This is a genomic window from Paenibacillus sp. NPDC056579 (assembly GCF_042793215.1).
Lineage (GTDB): Bacteria > Bacillota > Bacilli > Paenibacillales > NBRC-103111 > Paenibacillus_S.
In genome coordinates, this window is record NZ_JBHTVD010000004.1 from 135902 (window position 1) to 154031 (window position 18130).

At 51.9% G+C, this 18130-nt stretch carries 10 protein-coding genes; all 10 read left to right on the top strand.

The features are described 5' to 3' along the window. Positions 1-18: 18 nt before the first annotated feature. The 10 genes from ACFQ88_RS17695 to ACFQ88_RS17740 all read left to right on the top strand — a co-directional run bounded on the left by ACFQ88_RS17695 (position 19) and on the right by ACFQ88_RS17740 (position 17371). Entirely contained in the window at positions 19-2739 is a 2721-nt protein-coding gene (locus ACFQ88_RS17695) for a hypothetical protein (RefSeq protein ID WP_379455006.1), read from the top strand. 99 nt (positions 2740-2838) lie between these two features. Next, positions 2839-5208, top strand: a complete 2370-nt coding sequence (locus ACFQ88_RS17700; RefSeq protein ID WP_379455007.1) for a glycoside hydrolase family 95 protein — start codon at positions 2839-2841, stop codon at positions 5206-5208. Positions 5209-5736: 528 nt separating this feature from the next. Beyond that, positions 5737-6627, top strand: coding sequence for an AraC family transcriptional regulator (locus ACFQ88_RS17705; protein WP_239625981.1), 891 nt, complete (start codon positions 5737-5739; stop codon positions 6625-6627). Positions 6628-6703: 76 nt separating this feature from the next. Continuing rightward, positions 6704-7732 (top strand): dienelactone hydrolase family protein, encoded by a 1029-nt coding sequence (locus tag ACFQ88_RS17710; RefSeq protein ID WP_239625978.1) that lies wholly within the window; start codon positions 6704-6706, stop codon positions 7730-7732. 224 nt (positions 7733-7956) lie between these two features. Further along, on the top strand, positions 7957-9078 hold the full coding sequence (locus ACFQ88_RS17715; RefSeq protein WP_379455854.1) for an ABC transporter ATP-binding protein: 1122 nt from the start codon (positions 7957-7959) through the stop codon (positions 9076-9078). A gap of 61 nt (positions 9079-9139) precedes the next feature. Further along, positions 9140-12112 carry an extracellular solute-binding protein gene (locus ACFQ88_RS17720; protein ID WP_379455008.1) on the top strand — a complete coding sequence of 991 codons (2973 nt, stop codon included), beginning with the start codon at positions 9140-9142 and terminating at the stop codon, positions 12110-12112. Beyond that, positions 12099-13073 carry a carbohydrate ABC transporter permease gene (locus tag ACFQ88_RS17725; protein WP_239625974.1) on the top strand — a complete coding sequence of 325 codons (975 nt, stop codon included), beginning with the start codon at positions 12099-12101 and terminating at the stop codon, positions 13071-13073. The genes ACFQ88_RS17720 and ACFQ88_RS17725 overlap by 14 nt, the downstream gene beginning before the upstream one ends. Beyond that, entirely contained in the window at positions 13074-13979 is a 906-nt protein-coding gene (locus ACFQ88_RS17730; protein ID WP_239625972.1) for a carbohydrate ABC transporter permease, read from the top strand. A gap of 106 nt (positions 13980-14085) precedes the next feature. Continuing rightward, positions 14086-16443 (top strand): glycoside hydrolase family 95 protein, encoded by a 2358-nt coding sequence (locus ACFQ88_RS17735; RefSeq protein WP_239625969.1) that lies wholly within the window; start codon positions 14086-14088, stop codon positions 16441-16443. Between the two features lie 256 nt (positions 16444-16699). Further along, positions 16700-17371, top strand: coding sequence for a stalk domain-containing protein (locus ACFQ88_RS17740; RefSeq protein ID WP_379455009.1), 672 nt, complete (start codon positions 16700-16702; stop codon positions 17369-17371). The last annotated feature ends 759 nt before the right edge of the window (positions 17372-18130 follow it).

Sequence of the window (18130 nt, forward strand, 5' to 3'; positions counted from 1 at the left end):
AAGAGAGGGAACGCCTAAATGAAGATCGTAACGCTAGGGTTTGAGCCCAGTCCCGCACCGCGGGTAGAATACGGGATACAACTGATAAGAGAGGCCCTGCGGGAATGCGGGTATGAAGTGGCTGAGGGGGTAACCGTTTGGAGATGGGACCGCTACCGGGCTGTGGACGGGCCTAAGATTTATGTAGGCAATCGCACAGAGTCCGGATTTCTCGGGCAGCTGGAAGAGCGCGACGTGCTGCTATATCATACGGAAGAACCGGAGAAGGAAGGCTTTTACCTGGCGTCATGCCCAGGAAGCCTCGTTACGGTATCCGGAGGAAACGACTCGGGCGTGCTGTACGGATGTCAGGAGCTGGCCCGGCGGATCCGCAAGGCAGGGAAGCTGGAGGAGGACCTCGCCTACGGCGATGCTCCGAGCTTTGCGCTAAGGGGACCGGCCATCGGCTTGCAAAAAACGACGGTGGAGCCGCCAAGGCAAACCTATGAATATCCGATAACGCCAGAGCGGTTTCCATGGTTTTACGACCGTGCGTTATGGCTTGATTTTTTGAACATGCTGTTGGAGCAGCGCTGCAATATCATCTATTTGTGGAGCGGGCATCCGTTCTCCTCGTTGCTGAAGCTGGATGATTACCCGGAGGCGCTGGAGGTTACGGAAGAAGAATACAGGCTCAATGTGGAGACGTTCCGATGGCTGACGGAGGAAGCGGATCGCAGAGGCATTTGGCTTGTCCTGAAATTTTACAACATTCATATTCCGCTGCCGTTTGCTGAGAAGCACGGGCTGAAGCTGCATCAGCCGAAGCCGCTTCCGGTTACGAGCGATTACTACAAGAAATCGATAGCCGCGTTTGTACGCACGTTCCCGAATGTAGGGCTGATGGTATGCCTCGGAGAAGCGCTGCAAGGTCACATCTATGGGGTGGAATGGTTTAACGAAACCATTTTGGCCGGTCTACAGGAAGGACTTAAGGATCTGGATGTTAAGGAAAAGCCGCCGATCATCCTGCGATCGCATGCCATTGAGCCGCAGAAGGTCATCGAGGCTGCACTGCCTCTGTATCCGAATCTGTACACGGAAGCCAAATATAACGGCGAATCGTTAACCACGTACACGCCGAGAGGCAAATGGCAGGGCATTCACGAACGTCTCGGATCGCTCCAGACGATTCATATCGTCAACGTGCACATATTGGCCAATCTGGAGCCTTTCCGGTACGGGGCGCCTTCGTTCATCCAAAAATGTATGCAGGCGGCCAAATACCGGCTGAAGTCGAACGGACTTCATCTATATCCGTTATTTTTCTGGGATTGGCCGTATTCTCCGGATGCTCCCGAGGCGGGACAGCCGCGGCTTAGACAGATCGACCGCGATTGGGTATGGTTCGCCGCGTGGTTCCGCTACGCCTGGAACCCGGATCGGGATCCGGAGGCCGAGAGGCACTATTGGGCCGGAACGCTTGGGGAGCGATACGGTGGAATGGAAGCGGGGGCGGCCGTTCTTCAGGCCTATGAGGCTGCGGGCGAATGCGCGCCGAAGCTGCTGCGAAGGTTCGGCATAACTGAGGGGAACCGTCAGACGATGAGCCTCGGGATGACGATGAGCCAGCTCACGAATCCGGAGCGGCATATGCCATGGCCGGACTTGTGGGAATCGCAGTCGCCGCAGGGCGAACGGCTGGAGGATTACATCGGCAAGGAGCTGAATGGCGAGCCTCACGTCGGTGAGACGCCGCCGGATATTATTGCCGATGCGGAGCGGCATGCGGCGGATGCCCTGCGTGCTATCGAAGCGGCACGTGGTCTTGTCACCCGCAACGAGAAGGAGTTCGAGCGGCTGTACAGCGATATCCGCGCCATCGGCCTTATGGTGGCCGTTTATGCCGATAAAGTCCGGGCCGCCATGCTGGTATTGACCTATAAGCATACAGTGAAAGGCGATTATTTTCAGCGCGTCGACCTGCTGGAGCAAGCCTATGCGCGGCTTGCGGCAAGCGTGGACAGCTACCGGAAATTGACGGCTTTAACGGAGAGGACCTACCTGGCCGCGAACAGCATGCAGACGCCGCAGCGCAAGGTGCCAATCCGTAACGGCTTGGAATTCAAGCATTGGCGGGATTGCTTGCCGGTTTATGAGCAGGAGCTGGAGCGATTCCGGATCCATATCGACGAATTGAAGTCGGGGACGACTCCTGAAGCGGTAAGAAACATGAAGGAGCCGATTGCTCCTTGCAAGGAAGCTCCGTTCTTACTGCACTCCGGTCCTGCGGAAACGTTCCGTGTGGAGAAAGGCGCTCAGGTGTTCACAGACGGAGACGTCCATATCATCGGCTGTGCGGAAGAGCTTAACGGACTGACGGGGATACGGTTCGGCCAGAGAGAGGCGGGGCTGCGCGGCGTGTCCCTGGAACTAGAGCTGTCGCAGCCGTCACGGGTGCTAATCGGCTACTTCAATTCCACGGACCAGCAGTGGCTTCAGGCACCGAGCCTGGAGGAGAATACGCATGCGGACGATAAAGGCGGCTATGCGCCGCTGCTGCGCAAAGGGCTGCGGCTGTATGCATACCCGTCGGTTAACGTACATGCGTTTCAGTTCGATGCGGGGCGGCATACTCTTGATTTCGGAAGAGGGGCCTATCTGATATTAGGCATCGTTCCCGCCGATCAGGAAATCCGGCAGCGGGATGTCGAGCACAAAAATGACGGTGTGGATACCTTGGATTGGTTGTACGAGTAGTTGAAGGACAAGGGAGGGAATCGTGCGGGTCGTCCTGCGGGCGTTGGAAGCGGATGGCTGAACGGTTCCCTTCCTTTGCTCAAAAAGGGGGAATTATCGATGAATAAGAAACGTTCCGTGCTCTGGTATACAAGGCCGGCCAAACGTTGGTTCGAGGCGCTTCCTGTCGGAAACGGCCGTTTCGGAGGCATGATATACGGCGGGACGGACCGGGAACGAATTGCGCTAAACGAGGATACTTTATGGTCGGGGGAACCCCGGGATACGGTCCGTCACGGAACTAGGCTGTATTTGGACACGGTGCGGGATCTGATCTTCTCGAAGAAGTATGAGGAAGCGGAGGAGATGATCGAGCAGTATATGGAGGGGCAGGAAATAGAGTCGTATTTGCCGCTGGGAGATGTGGAGCTCCTATTCGACGAGCAGGGAATGATAACGGACTACCGCCGGGAGCTTGACCTGGACGAAGGGATCGTGCGAGTCCACTACCGGAGTAACGGAGTTCTTTACCGGCGGGAGGTGTTCGTCTCCGCTGCCGACCAAGTCATGGCGGTTCGTCTTCATAGCGAGGGTAAGACATCTTTCAGCGTTGTTCTGCACAGCCCGCTAATGTACTCCGTGAGCAAAGCCTCCTCCAACCGGATCGCACTATCCGGACGCTGCCCGTATCACGTGCGTCCGAATACGGTCAAGACGGACGATCCGGTGTTGTATGCGGACGGCAAAGGCATCGGCTTCGAGCTGCAGCTTCAAGCTCATACCGAGCAAGGCAAAGTGGAAGTAAGCGGTGGACGTATTCGCGTCACCGGCACCGGTACGATCACTTTGCTGTTGTCCGCAGCGACAAGCTTCAGCGGCCACGATCAAGACCCGGCTGCGTTGTACAAAGCCCCGTCGCGCCAGTGCGAGCAATGGCTCGCGAATGCCGCTGAATTAGGCTATGAGCGCTTGAAGGAGCGGCATTCGCGCGATTATACTTCTCTTTTCAACAGAACGTCCCTTGATCTTGGAGGGGAAGATAAGAGCGGCCTTCCAACGGACGAGCGGATATGGGCCGTCAAGCAGGGGGCGGACGATCCCGATTTGGCCGCTCTATTTTTCCAATATGGGAAATATTTGCTGATATCCAGCTCCAGGGCCGGAACACAGCCTGCCAATTTGCAGGGAATCTGGAACGATAAAATACAGCCGCCCTGGTGCAGCAGCTGGACGACCAACATCAATCTGGAGATGAATTATTGGCCTGCAGAGGTCAGTAACTTGGCGGAATGTCATCTGCCGTTGTTCGAGCTGATTGAAGGGTTACGGGTTACGGGAAGCAAAGTGGCCGCAATCCACTACGGCTGCAGGGGCTGGACCGCTCACCACAACATCGATTTATGGCGTACGGCCACACCCGTAGACGGGTCACCCAGCTGGGCTTTCTGGCCGATGGCGGGAGCGTGGCTGTGCAGGCATCTGTGGGACCATTATGCATTTAGCCAGGATGAGGCTTTCCTCGAGCGAGCGTATCCTGCAATGAAAGAGGCGGCGATGTTTTGTCTGGATTGGTTAGTCGAGGGGCCCGACGGTAATTTGGTTACATGCCCGTCCACTTCGCCCGAGAACCGGTTTATTGCTCCTGACGGGCAAGTAAGCAGTGTGACTCATGCGGCGACAATGGACTTGGCGCTCATTCGCGATTTGTTCGGAAGCTGCATAGAGGCAAGCCTGCTGCTGAAGAAGGACCCTGCGCTTCGCGGAGAGTGGGAGCGCGCGCTTAAGCGGCTGCCGCCGTTCCGGATCGGACAATACGGTCAGCTGCAGGAGTGGAACGAGGATTACGATGAGCACGAGCCGGGCCACCGCCATATCGCTCATCTTGTAGCGCTGCACCCGTTGGATTTGATTACTCGCGAGGATGAGCCTGAGCTGACTGAAGCATGCCGGGCTTCGCTCGAACGCAGGCTTGCCAATGGCGGAGCGCACACAGGATGGAGCTGCGCGTGGACGGTCAGCTTCTGGGCGCGCTTAGGCGAACCCATGGAAGCGTACCGTTTTGTTAACGAACTGCTGGCGGGGCTTCACCCGAATATGATGAACGCCCATCGGCATCCGAAGGTGAAGATGGATATTTTTCAAATCGACGGCAATTTTGCCGGCATGTCCGGCATCACCGAGCTGCTGCTTCAAAGCCACAGGGGCAGGATCCGGCTGCTTCCGGCGCTCCCTCCGCAGTGGAAGCAGGGCAGCGTACGGGGACTTAAGGCACGTGAGGGATTCACGGTCGATATGGAATGGAAGGAAGGCCAGCTTACACGCGCGACCCTTTACTCCCATGCAGGGAAAACGTGCCGTCTCGTGACACTTTGGCCTGTTCAGGTTAGGCTGGAAGGCCGGGCGGTTCCATTGGAGAGCTGTGGCACGGATGTCTGCTTTCAGACCGAAGCGGGCTGCCGTTACGAGATCATCCCCCAAGATGAGAGATGAAATACAGTAGATAAGGGCGGAAACGGTCGTTTTTTGTATGCTGAAGCTCCCGGATTGAGTGTAATCCCCCTATAGATTGAGCAGATAACCACCACGCAACCATCATCGGACTTATATATAATGCTAGTATGAAGTTGCATCAATGGGAAATGTTTACATTATCAAAGGGGGTGTTTATAATACAGAATGCTAATGGAAAGAAGCGCTGAGGGGAGAGCAGCTAATAGCTTGCTTCAACAAGCCGAACTCCCCTTGCAGTTTACAAGCTCAGACAGTGTGGGGGATAAAGTAACAGGAGCAGTAATGTATGAGTTGGAAACGCATTCAAGGGATTCATCTTACGCGGATGTGAGAAAAACGTCTATCGGCGTCCTTTCACAGTGGAGCGACCTTAAAGTTTTGCTTTAGCAAAACTCGCTTCGTAATCGAGGTTGTTTTTATCGCTATATAGAATTTTTACATCCGATGACCTCGGAATCTTACAAATTTTATTGTGGTAAAAAAAATCATGTACCTGAGGTGATGGTCATGAGCGGAAGAATCGGTCATCTGAGCGGTGACCTCTTTTTCGACGAAAATATGGACATATTCATAAATCGCGAATTGGAATCGTTTACAACCGAGCAGCATACCCATGATTTTATGGAAATCAGCTTTGTGGGTGAAGGAAGCGGCTATCACTACATAGAAGATCAGGTGATCCCAACCAAGCAGGGCGACTTGTTCGTCATCCCGGTAGGGACGTCGCATGTATTTCGTCCGTCGTCTCCCAAGCAGGATAAGACGCTTGTCATTTACAACTGCATATTCCGGTCGAAGCTGCTGGAGGATTGGGAGCATATTCTTCAAAAGGAATGCTATACATACAATATTTTTTATTATCCTCACGAATGCTCCGAGCGGTGGCTGCACTTTCAAGACAAGCACGACACCTTTTCGTCGATCATTCAAACGATGTATTCGGAATATTTGAAGAGAAACACCGGTTTCGAAACCGTACTGACCGCTTTATTAATTCAGATTCTCGTCATGCTGAAGCGATTTGAATTGATGAATGAAGCGGAGCCCGCATCCTTCAGCAAGCTGGAGGAAGTGGTCCATTTCATCAAATGCAACTACACGCAAAATATTACGGTGCAGGATGTGGCCGATTATTTCTACTTGAGCGCCAGCCATTTTCAAAGGCTGTTTAAGAAGACGACGGGGCTGACCTTTACTCAATATTTGCAAAACGTACGGATTCAAAAGTGCTGCGAGCTGCTGAAGTCAACGGACATCCCGATTTATCAGATCGCCAATCAAGTCGGCTATTTGGATATGAAGTTTTTCCATGCGTTGTTTCGTAAAAAAACCGGAGTAACTCCCCGTCAGTATAGGCAAAACTTTCAGGAGTTTGAGGACAAAGCGATATCGTTTTAACCTTTCGGGGCTGGCCATGATGATGGAGCAGCTCTTTTTGTTGTTCATAATGCAGAGTGAATAGGAGGGATCGACAATGTGGTCACCTGATGAGTATATGAACCGGTTGTATGACCGGTATGATGAAGTACGGAGCATTGCCTATAAGCAGCCTTGGCAGGAAAGGAAAACCGAAGTGAGGGTAAGACTGCTGGAGGCGATGGGGGGCGCAACGGATGCGATGGCCGGGGCCGACTTGAAACCGGTTGTACTGGAATCAGTGGAAATGAAAGATTACATTATGGAACGCGTTGCTTTCACAACGACAGAGGATTTGAGAATCCCTTCTTATGTGCTCATTCCGAAGAGGCTCGAGCATAAAGCGCCTGCCGTGATCGCCTGGCACGGACACGGGTATGGAAGCAAGGAGATCGTCGGCTTAAATCCGGATGGAACCGCGGACGAGGGTGAGCCGGGTATTCATAAGCATTTTGCCGTACAGCTGGTACGGAGGGGGATGGTGGTTCTAGCTCCCGAAATCATAGGCTTCGGCGACCGGCGGCTTGCGGCGGACCGGGGGAAGGACCCGAGGAAATCGAGCTCCTGCTTTGCGCTTGCATCCCGGCTGCTGCTGCATGGGCAAACCTTAGCGGGGCTTCGCATTGCCGAAGCCATGCGTTCCTTGGATTACCTGCTAAGCAGGGAGGAGGTAGACCCGGAGCGTATCGGCTGCATGGGCTTTTCTGGCGGGGGGCTGATCGCGTCCTTATCGGCTGCATTGGATGAACGAATCAAGGCGGTCGTCCTGTGTGCATTTACCAGCACAAGCAGAGGCAGTCTGCTCGCGATGAATCATTGCATAGACAATTATTTGCCGTCCATCCTACGTTATGCGGACCTTCCGGAGCTTATTGGGCTGATTGCGCCCAGAGCCTTATTTGTAGAATCAGGCCAGGAAGACCCGTTATTTCCCGTATCCTCCGTACTTGATGCCCTGTCCGTTCTTGAGCGGATCTACAAGGAAGAGGACGCAGCCGAGAGGCTGGGGGCGGATCTTTTTCCCGGCAAACACGAGATTTCGGGGCGCCAAGGCTATGATTGGCTGGCTCGAAGGCTGAGAGCATGATTACCCTATAGAGTAAGTAATCATCACCTATAATCATGTAAATCGGCGGAGGTATAATGGTAAAAACTGAAGGAGAATTGGCCGTGCAGGCACCTCAGTGAACCAAAGGGTGCTAGGCCCAGGCCATGTTAAGAAAGCTGCATATACAAGCATAAACCGTTTGCGGGCAACAAATGAAACCGTTCTCAAATAGAGGGAATAAAATGATTAGCGGAGGTGCCGCAGTGGGGCGCATTCTATTGAATCACATCGAAAAGAAATACGGTAAGGATAAGGGATATGCGGTAAGAGATTTTCATCTGGAAATTCACGATGGAGAGTTTCTCGTTATGGTAGGCCCTTCCGGGTGCGGCAAGTCGACGACACTCCGGATGATTGCGGGGCTTGAGGAGATTTCTTCAGGCGAGCTGTACATCGGCGAGCAGCTGGTTAACGATTTGCCGCCGAAAGACAGGGACATTGCGATGGTGTTTCAGAACTATGCTTTGTACCCGAATATGAGCGTTTATGAGAATATCGCCTTCGGCCTGCGGCTGCGCAAAGCACCTAAGCATGAGATCGATTTGGCGGTCAAAAAAACGGCGAGAATACTGGAAATCGAGCAGTTTTTGAACAGAAAGCCGAGGCAGCTATCTGGAGGTCAGCGTCAGCGCGTAGCGTTAGGCCGGGCTATCGTGCGCAATCCTCAAGTGTTCCTGATGGATGAGCCTTTGTCCAACCTGGATGCGAAGCTAAGAGTCCAAATGAGAACCGAGATCATTCGGCTTCATAAGCAATTGGGGGTAACGATGGTCTACGTGACTCATGATCAGGTGGAGGCCATGACGATGGGACACCGTATCGTTGTTATGAAAGACGGTGTCATCCAGCAGGTGGATACGCCGCAGCGGATTTATAACCATCCGCGCAATATGTTCGTTGCCGGCTTCATTGGAACTCCTCCCATCAACCTGGTCGAAGGGCAAATTGTGGAGGCTTCCGACGGCCTGCTGGAATTCCATACGAGCAGGTACTACTTGCGAATTCCGCAAGAGCAGTCCGATTTGCTCCGCAATAAAAACAAAATCAACCGGAATGTGATTATGGGTATCCGCTGTGAAAATGTTCATCTTGAAGCGGATCTGCGGGATGCCAATCCGGGAGCTCAAATTCCGGGAGTGCAGAAAATAAACGAATTGATGGGGGCAGACATGTACTTGTACATGGATATCGGAGCTCCGAGCTTGTTCATCGTCCGGACCCGGCCGGATCATCCATTTATGGAGGATGAGAAGCTGACCTTGACTCTCAATATGCGTAAAGCGCTCTTTTTCGATAAAGATACAATGGATAATTTGGCGTATTAACGTTAAATTTGCATGTTTCACTTTTTGAAGCGATACATAAAGCTAAAGAATCAGCGGAGGGATGGAGTTGAAGACGTTGTTGCGAACTCGGGCATGGATAGCGACCCTTACGGCGCTCGTCTTTGTACTGGGGCCGACGCTTCCCGGATTGGCGGACAACGCAAATTCTAAGGGAACAGGCGAGAAGAGCGCAAAGACCATCGGGACAAATAATGAAGCGGGTGAGACTAGATCCGCAGATCCATACTATTTTGAAGTGCTGGAGAGGTGGAAGCAAAGCGGGGCGACAACCCAGCATAGCGGGAGCATAACTATACCGGGCTCCCAGCTAGCCGCCAAATCCGGGAATGCCGATATTACGGTCGGTGCCTATAACGGGAAAAACGGGATTATGATTTGGAACGCGCAAGGAAACGAATGGATCGAGTACGAGCTCGCCGTCGAGAAGGGCGGACTGTACCAGATAGAGCTAGCCTACCATCCGTTCGTGGATTCGAAACACCGCAAGCCGATAGCCTGGAACGTTTCGCTGGACGGCTCGAATCCGTTTCTCGAATCCAAGTCGGTACAGCTGTTCCGGCATTGGAAGGATAAGCTTCCTGCAAGAAAGGACGACAACGGGGATGAAATCAGGCCGATGGCCGAAGACATCTCCGGCTGGATTACCGATTCGTTCCGCGATTTGGGCGGCGCTTATGAAGATCCATTGCTATGGTATTTACCGCCGGGCAAGCACAAGATCCGGTTAGCCGGAAGCGACCCGGTTGCCATTGAATCGATCTCCTTCAAGGCACCGGTTGAAACGCAAAACTATAAAACGGTGCGAAGCGGACTCCCTTCAGATGCGCCCCCAGTAAATGCGGGTCCCATTGTAATTGAAGCGGAGCAGGTGCAATGGAAGAACGATTCGTCCATACCGCTCACATATGACAACGATATCGCCTCTGTCCCTTATGTTCGAGGGAAGATTACTTATAACACCATCGACGGTCAACGGTGGTCTACCGGAAATCAGGAGGTCAGCTGGAGCTTTGAGGTTCCGGAGACCGGCTATTATAAAATCGGCATGCGCGCGCAGCAGTCATTCCTGTCGAACCGCTCGTCTTTCCGGTCTATTACCGTCAACGGCAAGGTTCCCTTTTCAGAGCTGAAGGCATACCGTTTCTTATACGCATCCGGCTGGAAAGGCATTACCCTCGGAGACGAGGAAGGCAAGCCGTACGAATTTTATTTGCAAAAAGGTACGAATACCATTTCCATGCGGGTCACCCAAGCTCCGCTGAAGGCGGTTATTATCGAGCTGGAGAAAAGCATCGCCGAGCTGAAAAAGCTTGCAGCCGATTTAAAAGCGCTGACAGGCGGAGTGGACGATAAGGACCGCACATGGAATATGGAAAAGGATCTCCCGGGATTCCTGGAGGAGATGACGGGTCTAGGCGATAACTTGGATGCGGTCCGTATCCGGCTGGAAACGGTAAACGGACGTCCGGATGCTGTTTCCCAAGGTATTGTTACGATTGTGCAGGATATCCAGTCACTTCTTAAAGATAAAAATGAAATTCCATATGAAGCGGGCAGGTTCGTAACGCTGCAGGGGAAAGTCGGAGACTTGATCAAGCAGCTTAGCTCGCAGCCGCTGCAGCTGGATCGGCTGTTCGTCGTGCCGGTCGGTCAGGACTTTCCGAGAATGGAAGCGACCTTTACCCAGAAAATCCAGGGAGCGTTCGTCAACTTCTTCTACTCCTTCATGCCGAAGGAGGATTTGAATAAAATCCAGGACGACGTGCTTAACGTATGGGTACTGCGGGGAAGAGATTACGTGAATTTGCTTCAGGATCTGGCCAACGAATCGTTTACTCCGCAAACGGGAATCAAGGTCAAAGTCAATCTGCTCCCCGATGCCGGATTGCTTGTTTTAATGAATGCGGCCGGGATTGCACCGGACGTTGCGTTAGGCTTGTCGCAGGATCTGCCCTTCGAATACGCGCTGCGAAACGGGATTTATGATCTGAAGCAGTTCCCGGACTTTGATACGATCTATCAGCGTTTTGCCCCGGGTTCTTGGACTCCTTTCTATTATAATGGGGGATACTTCGGCATGCCCGAGACGCAAACGTTCCAAATGATGTATTACCGCAAAGACATTTTGCAAAATATGGGCTTGAACCTACCCGATACTTGGGACGAATTGTACAAAATGCTGCCTGTACTACAGCAAAACGGGATGAATATTACCCCCGTAGGCCACATTCCTTTCTTTCTGCAAAACGGGGCGGATTATTTCGCGGAGGACGGCTCGAAGACAACCCTCGGCTCGGAAAAAGGCTTCGATTCGTTCAAGAAGTGGACCGATTTGTACAATAAATATGCGGTGGACCGCTCGTTGTCGAGCTTTTACCAGCATTTCCGTGACGGAACGATTCCACTAGGCATAGCGGATCTCGGCATGTACATCGAATTGACGGTAGCCGCTCCCGAGCTGAACGGCTGGTGGGGCGTCGCCCCGATCCCCGGAGTGCGTCAGGACGATGGAACGGTCGCCCGTTGGATGGGTGGAGGCATGCAGTCCTCGGCTATCTTCAAACAGACGAAGAAGCCGCAGGAAAGCTGGGAGTTCTTGAAATGGTGGACTTCGCCTGAAGTGCAGGAAAGGTACGGGACCGACCTAGAGACGCTGAACGGCGTCAGCTTCCGCTGGAATACGTCCAATATCGATGCGTTCGTGAAGCTTCCATGGAAGGATGACGATCTCAAAGCGATTATGGAGCAGTGGAGATGGTTCAGAGAAATTCCTAACGTTCCAGGCAGCTATTTCATGGAGCGCGAGCTTCAGAACGCATGGAACCGTACCGTCGTGGACGGCATCAATTACAGGACGTCGCTGGAAACCGCCATCGTCGACATTGATAGGGAAATTCAAAGGAAAATGCAGGAGTTTCATTTCATCGATACTAACGGCCAAGTCTTGAAGTCACTACAATTACCGAGAATAACGAAGCCGTGGGAAGGAGTGGATAAGTATGTTAAAAAGTGAAACGCAAACTCTGCCGGCGGCGCATACTTCCACGAAACGCTTCAAGCAGACTAAAGTGTCCTATTTGCAGCAGATGTGGGATTACCGGGCATCTTATGTATTCATCTTGCCTTTCATGATATGCTTCATCATCTTCATCATGATCCCGGTTATCGCTGCCTTCGGTCTCAGCTTCACGTATTACAACTCGCTCGAGCCACCGCGCTTCGTCGGCTGGGACAATTTCAAGTACATGCTGTCGCAGGACTTGATTCTGATCAAGTATGCCATTCCGAATACGTTTAAATTCGCTACTATTGTCGGGCCGGGAGGCTATATCGCCGCCTTTTTGCTGGCATGGCTCATCTCGATTTTGCCCGGCGTTTACCGCAAATGGTTTACGCTCGCGCTGTATACCCCGTCCCTTGCGGGCGGGGTTGCGATGAGCATCATCTGGCTGCCGCTGTTGTCCGGCGACCGGATCGGCTACCTGAACAGCTTTCTTATTAAACTGGGCTTCATCAGCGAACCGATATTGTGGGTTACGAGCAAAGAGTATTTGATGACTTCCATGATCGTCGTTACGCTATGGTCCAGTATGGGTATAGGCTTTCTGGCAATGCTCGCAGGCATCTTGAACGTGAACTCGGAGCTGTACGAAGCAGGAAGACTGGACGGCATCAAGAGCAAATTGGAAGAGATATGGTATATTACGATCCCGTCAACCAAGCCGCAAATGTTATTCGGAGCGGTAATGGCTATCGTCGGTGCGTTCAAAGCGGGCGGAATAGGCACGCAGCTGTCGGGAACGAATCCGACGCCGCAATACTCGGGCCACTTGATTATCAGCCAAATCGACGACTACGGCTTCACCCGTTTTGAGCTTGGTTACGCGTCCGCGCTCTCCGTGTTCCTGCTCATTGTTATTTACCTGGCCAATAAGCTCTGTTGGAGATTGTTCGGCACGAAGGAGGACGAATAGATGAAGTTGGTGGGCTCAGAGCTGCTCGGAAAATTCAGGAGTTTCGGAGGGCGCTCGAAGCTGAATCGTTTTGGAACATCCGAGAAGGTTGCCGTATTCCTGCTCGTTGTATTAAGCCTGTTCATGCTGATGCCGCTCATTTATATATTCAATCATGCGCTGAAGCCGTATCAGGAGCTTTTTATATACCCGCCGAATATTTTTGCCCGGGATCCGTCGTTCCAGAACTTTGTCGAGCTGCTGGCGATTACGAAAGGAACGGCTATCCCGATAACAAGATACATTTTTAACAGTGTAGTGGTCGCGATTCTTTGCGTTATTATCGTAACCATAGTCAGCGCGATGTGCGCTTATCCGATATCGAAGCATAAATTTCCGGGACATAAGGTTGTTTTCGGGATGATTCTGCTTACCTTGTTGTTTGCGCCGGAAACCGTTGCTATTCCCAGATATTTGGTGGTCAGCAAGCTCGGCATTATGAATACGTATTTGGGGCATATCATGCCGATGGTGGCCGTGCCGACAGGCGTGTTTTTGATGAAGCAATTTATCGACCAGCTTCCAAACGAGCTGCTGGATTCTGCGAAAATGGACGGAGCTAGGGAATATACGATTTTTATGAAAATCGTCCTTCCGGTCATTATGCCGGCGGTTGCGACAATCGGAATCATTGCCTTCAATGCGGCATGGGGCAATACAGAAACGTCGACCCTGTTTATGCAGCAGGAGGAGATGAAGACATTTCCATTCTATATTTCGACGCTTACAAGCGGGATGGCCAACAACGTTGCCCGTCAAGGGGCTGCTGCAGCTGCGGCGCTGCTCATGTTTTTGCCGAACTTAATCATTTTCCTTTTATTCCAGAGCAAAGTCATTGCCACGATGGCTCATTCCGGAATCAAATAGCATCCAACTGGCGATGGCACATTCAAAATAGGCCGGACTGACCCCTGACCGGAGATAATACAAGGAAGGCACCTTATGCCACGAAAACCGTTTAAGGAGAGATTTCATGGGACAAAAGCGCGAAGTACCAAGAGATACGAAGTTATGGTATGAAAAACCGGCAAGAGCCTGGACGGAAGCGCTGCCTATCGGCAACGGACGGCTGGGCGCGATGATATTCGGCAAAGTGAATCAGGAACGGCTGCAGCTGAACGAGGATTCCGTGTGGTATGGAGGGCCGGTTAACGGCAACAACCCCGACGGACGAAAGTATTTGCCGGAAGTGCGCCGGCTTTTGATGCATGGAAATCATGTGGAAGCGGAAGAAATTGCCCAAATGGGGATGATGTCCATTCCGAAATCGCTTCATCCTTATCAGCCTCTTGGTGAACTGCATCTGTACCATGACGGCGAGAAGAAAATGATCTCCAATTACTACAGAGGGCTGGATATCGAGCAGGGTGTGGCGCAGGTACGTTACAGCTTAAATGATGTGCGTCATGTCAGGGAAATGTTCAGCAGCGCAATCGATCAGGTGCTGGTTGTAAGGGTTTCGTGCGATCGTCCGGCCGTGCTGAATTTGCGGATGAACTTAAGCCGCAGGCCGTTCGACGAAGGCTCGCACCGGTTCGGCAAGGATACGTTGGTAATGCGCGGGGAGTGCGGCCGTGATGGCGTTACTTTGTGTACAGCGGTGAAGGCCGTTGCCGATGGAGGCTCCGTCAGTATCATCGGCGATTTCTTGTCGGTCCGCAATGCCAAATCCGTGACAATCTATTTGGCTGCAGCAACGACGTTCCGCTGTGAAGATCCGCTCGGCGAATGCATCCAACAGCTGGAGCATGCGGCAGGCAAAGGCTATGAGCAGGTGAAGCAGGATCATTTGGCAGATCATGTTGCGAAAATGCAAAGAGTTCATCTCGAGCTGGGGATGCCGGAAAGCCGGAGTGAAACCGTCTTGCTTCCTACAGATGTGCGGCTTCAGCGGTTCAAAGACGGCGGGGACGATCCTGCATTAGTTTCGCTGTACTTCCAATTCGGACGGTATTTGTTGATGGCGAGCTCCCGTCCCGGTTCGAATCCCGCCAATTTGCAGGGGATATGGAACGAAAGCTTCACGCCCCCATGGGAAAGCAAATATACGATCAATATCAATACCGAAATGAACTATTGGCCTGCCGAAGTATGCAATCTGGCGGAATGCCACGAGCCGTTGTTCGATCTGATCGACCGCATGCGTCCGAATGGAAGAATTACGGCGCAAAAGGTGTACGGCTGCAAAGGATTTGTCGCGCATCACAATACGGACATGTGGGGAGCCACGCATATTGAAGGCAACTTTATGCCCGGATCGATTTGGCCGATGGGCGCAGCCTGGTTATCGCTGCATCTGTGGGAGCATTACCGGTACAGTATGGACCCGAAGTTTCTGCGCGAAAGAGCCTATCCGGTGATGAGAGAGGCGGCCGATTTCTTCCTCGATTATATGTTTGAGGATAAGCAAGGACGTCTCGTCACAGGGCCTTCCACCTCGCCCGAGAACAAATATATCGGCTCCGACGGAAGTGTGGGGTGCCTGTGCATAGGGCCTTCGATGGACTCGCAAATCGTGTATACGCTGCTGCAGGCTTGTGTAGATGCATCGTCCGAGCTTCAAATGGATGAAGCCATCCGATCCCAATGGCAAGCGGCATTGCGCAAGCTGCCCAAGCCGCAAATCGGCAAGCACGGCCAGCTGATGGAATGGGTGGAGGATTGGGATGAGGTGCATCCCGGCCACCGCCACATTTCCCACTTGTTCGCGCTGCATCCGGGCGAGATCATTCATGCCCGCCATACTCCGGAGTGGGCGCAGGCGGCCAGACGGACTCTGGAACGCCGGCTGGAGCACGGCGGAGGGCATACCGGCTGGAGCCGGGCTTGGATCATCAATTTCTATGCGCGCCTGCTGGATGCAGAGGAGTCCTACGAGCACCTCCGTCTGCTGCTCGCCATCTCCACGCTGCCGAACTTGTTCGACAACCATCCGCCGTTTCAAATCGACGGCAATTTCGGCGGCACGGCAGGTATTGCCGAGATGCTGCTGCAGTCCCATCGCGGGGAAATTGCTTTGCTGCCGGCGCTGCCAAAAGCATGGAGCAACGGAAAAGTATCCGGATTTCGTGCCAGGGGCGGTTTTGAAATCGATATGGAATGGGAAAACGGGGAGTTGACCCACTGTGTGATTAAAGCAACCAAGAACAATCTCTGCCGTGTAGTGAGCACTCGTCCTGAAGCTTCCTACCTGGTGGAGACAGCCGGTAAGCCGGTTTCTACCCGCGTATCGGAGCACCTAACGGAATTCGACGCCGTAGAAGGAACCTCCTATGTCCTCACTATGCGGAATCACGCTCATCTGGCGGAGACTACGCAAGTATCGTTGTAAAAGTAAGCTTCGTGAACAGGCCGTCTCATTGGGATGGCCTGTTTTTGTTGTTGCTCTGGATGGGTAGGAGGTTGAAAAGATCAAATTCGATGAAAGGAAGATGTTGGGGAGTGTGTACGGAAAAGAAGCGGATAAGTGGACCCGGTGGATAGTCTGGTGATTGAAGAGATATAGGGAAGGTATTTTTACCATAATATTGAAACGAATGGAAGCGATATGGCGTTTAATTTTATAAATGGGATAGGTGGTGTGAACTGTGAAAAAATTTGTTTCAGGATTATTAGTTGGATTAGCGCTTTCCTTTTGTACCGCAGCGTATGCATCAAGCACATTTCAAGATTATCTTTTTTCAGCAAAATTTATTTTTAATCACATCCCCGTACCGCACGACAGTGAATATTCAACCATCAATTATAACGGTCACGTGTATGTACCTATTCGATTTGTCGCGGAGAACATGGCAGCGGATATTGAATATGATGGTCGGTCGAAGGAAATACATATTAAGCAGTCTAACGTGAAGTTTGATGATTATACAAAGGCACCTGTCCCCTTTGTTTATTACGATAACCAATCTGAGACAGGATTGAAATGGATGCAAGAAATTCCTTTAATTCAGGGCAGCGCATGCTGGTTAAGTTGTATTGATACTAGCAGAATATCCAGTTTTTTGGAATATTTTGATGTTGATCCTACTCGGGTAAAACCAGAATCCAACATCATAATAAGTTATCCTAAGGAGATGAAACCCGACATATTGAATGCCTCTATACTCATAGAGGAAGAAACAAGCTATCAAACAGTACCACTGACTCTTGTTGACCAAAGACTAACTGTACCCAAAGAAGCAGGTAAATATTTGATATGGATCAAATCGATATGGTCGGCTGGCGACACTTCGTATTATTTCTATATAGAAGTAATATGAGCGCCACTGTATATGAATTTCTGAAACAGTTTGAACGCTGAAAAGCTACAGCCTGAAAAGGACCTTTTCCGATGGATCGGACAGGAGATCCGTTATTTCGCGAAAAATGATGTTTCTACGAGGTTATCGGACATGGGATCCGTTATTGGCCATTTTTTGCTCCAAATTGACCGGATTTTAGGCAAATAACGGATCTACGGTCCACATCCCCTTTATTTTGCGGCATTTTTGGCGTAATAACGGAACCAGTGTCCGATCGATCTGAGGGACGTCATGAAGCTGTCACCCTATTATCAATCTCCCAAATATGCAACGTATCTGTACACTTCGCTTTAACATGCAAAGCATTTGCACACGTCACACCAAAACGAGCAGCGTCCGCACATATCACACCAACCCGAGCAGCGTGGGCATCACACAAACATGAGCAGCATCCGAACACATCACACCAACACGAGCAGCGTGCGCACACATCACGCCAACACGAGCAGCGTGGGTACACGTCACATCAACACGAGCAATGTGCACACACTATATCAACACGAACAGCGTGGGCACACATCACACCAACCCGAGCAGCGTGCGCACACGTCACACCAACACGAGCAGCGTGGGCACACATCACACCAACCCGAGCAGCGACCACACACATCGCTCCACATTAAGTCGCATCCGCACACATCACACCAACACGAGCAGTATCTGCACACACTCGTTCCAACACAAGAATCATCCGCAAACCTCGCTCCAAAAACCGTC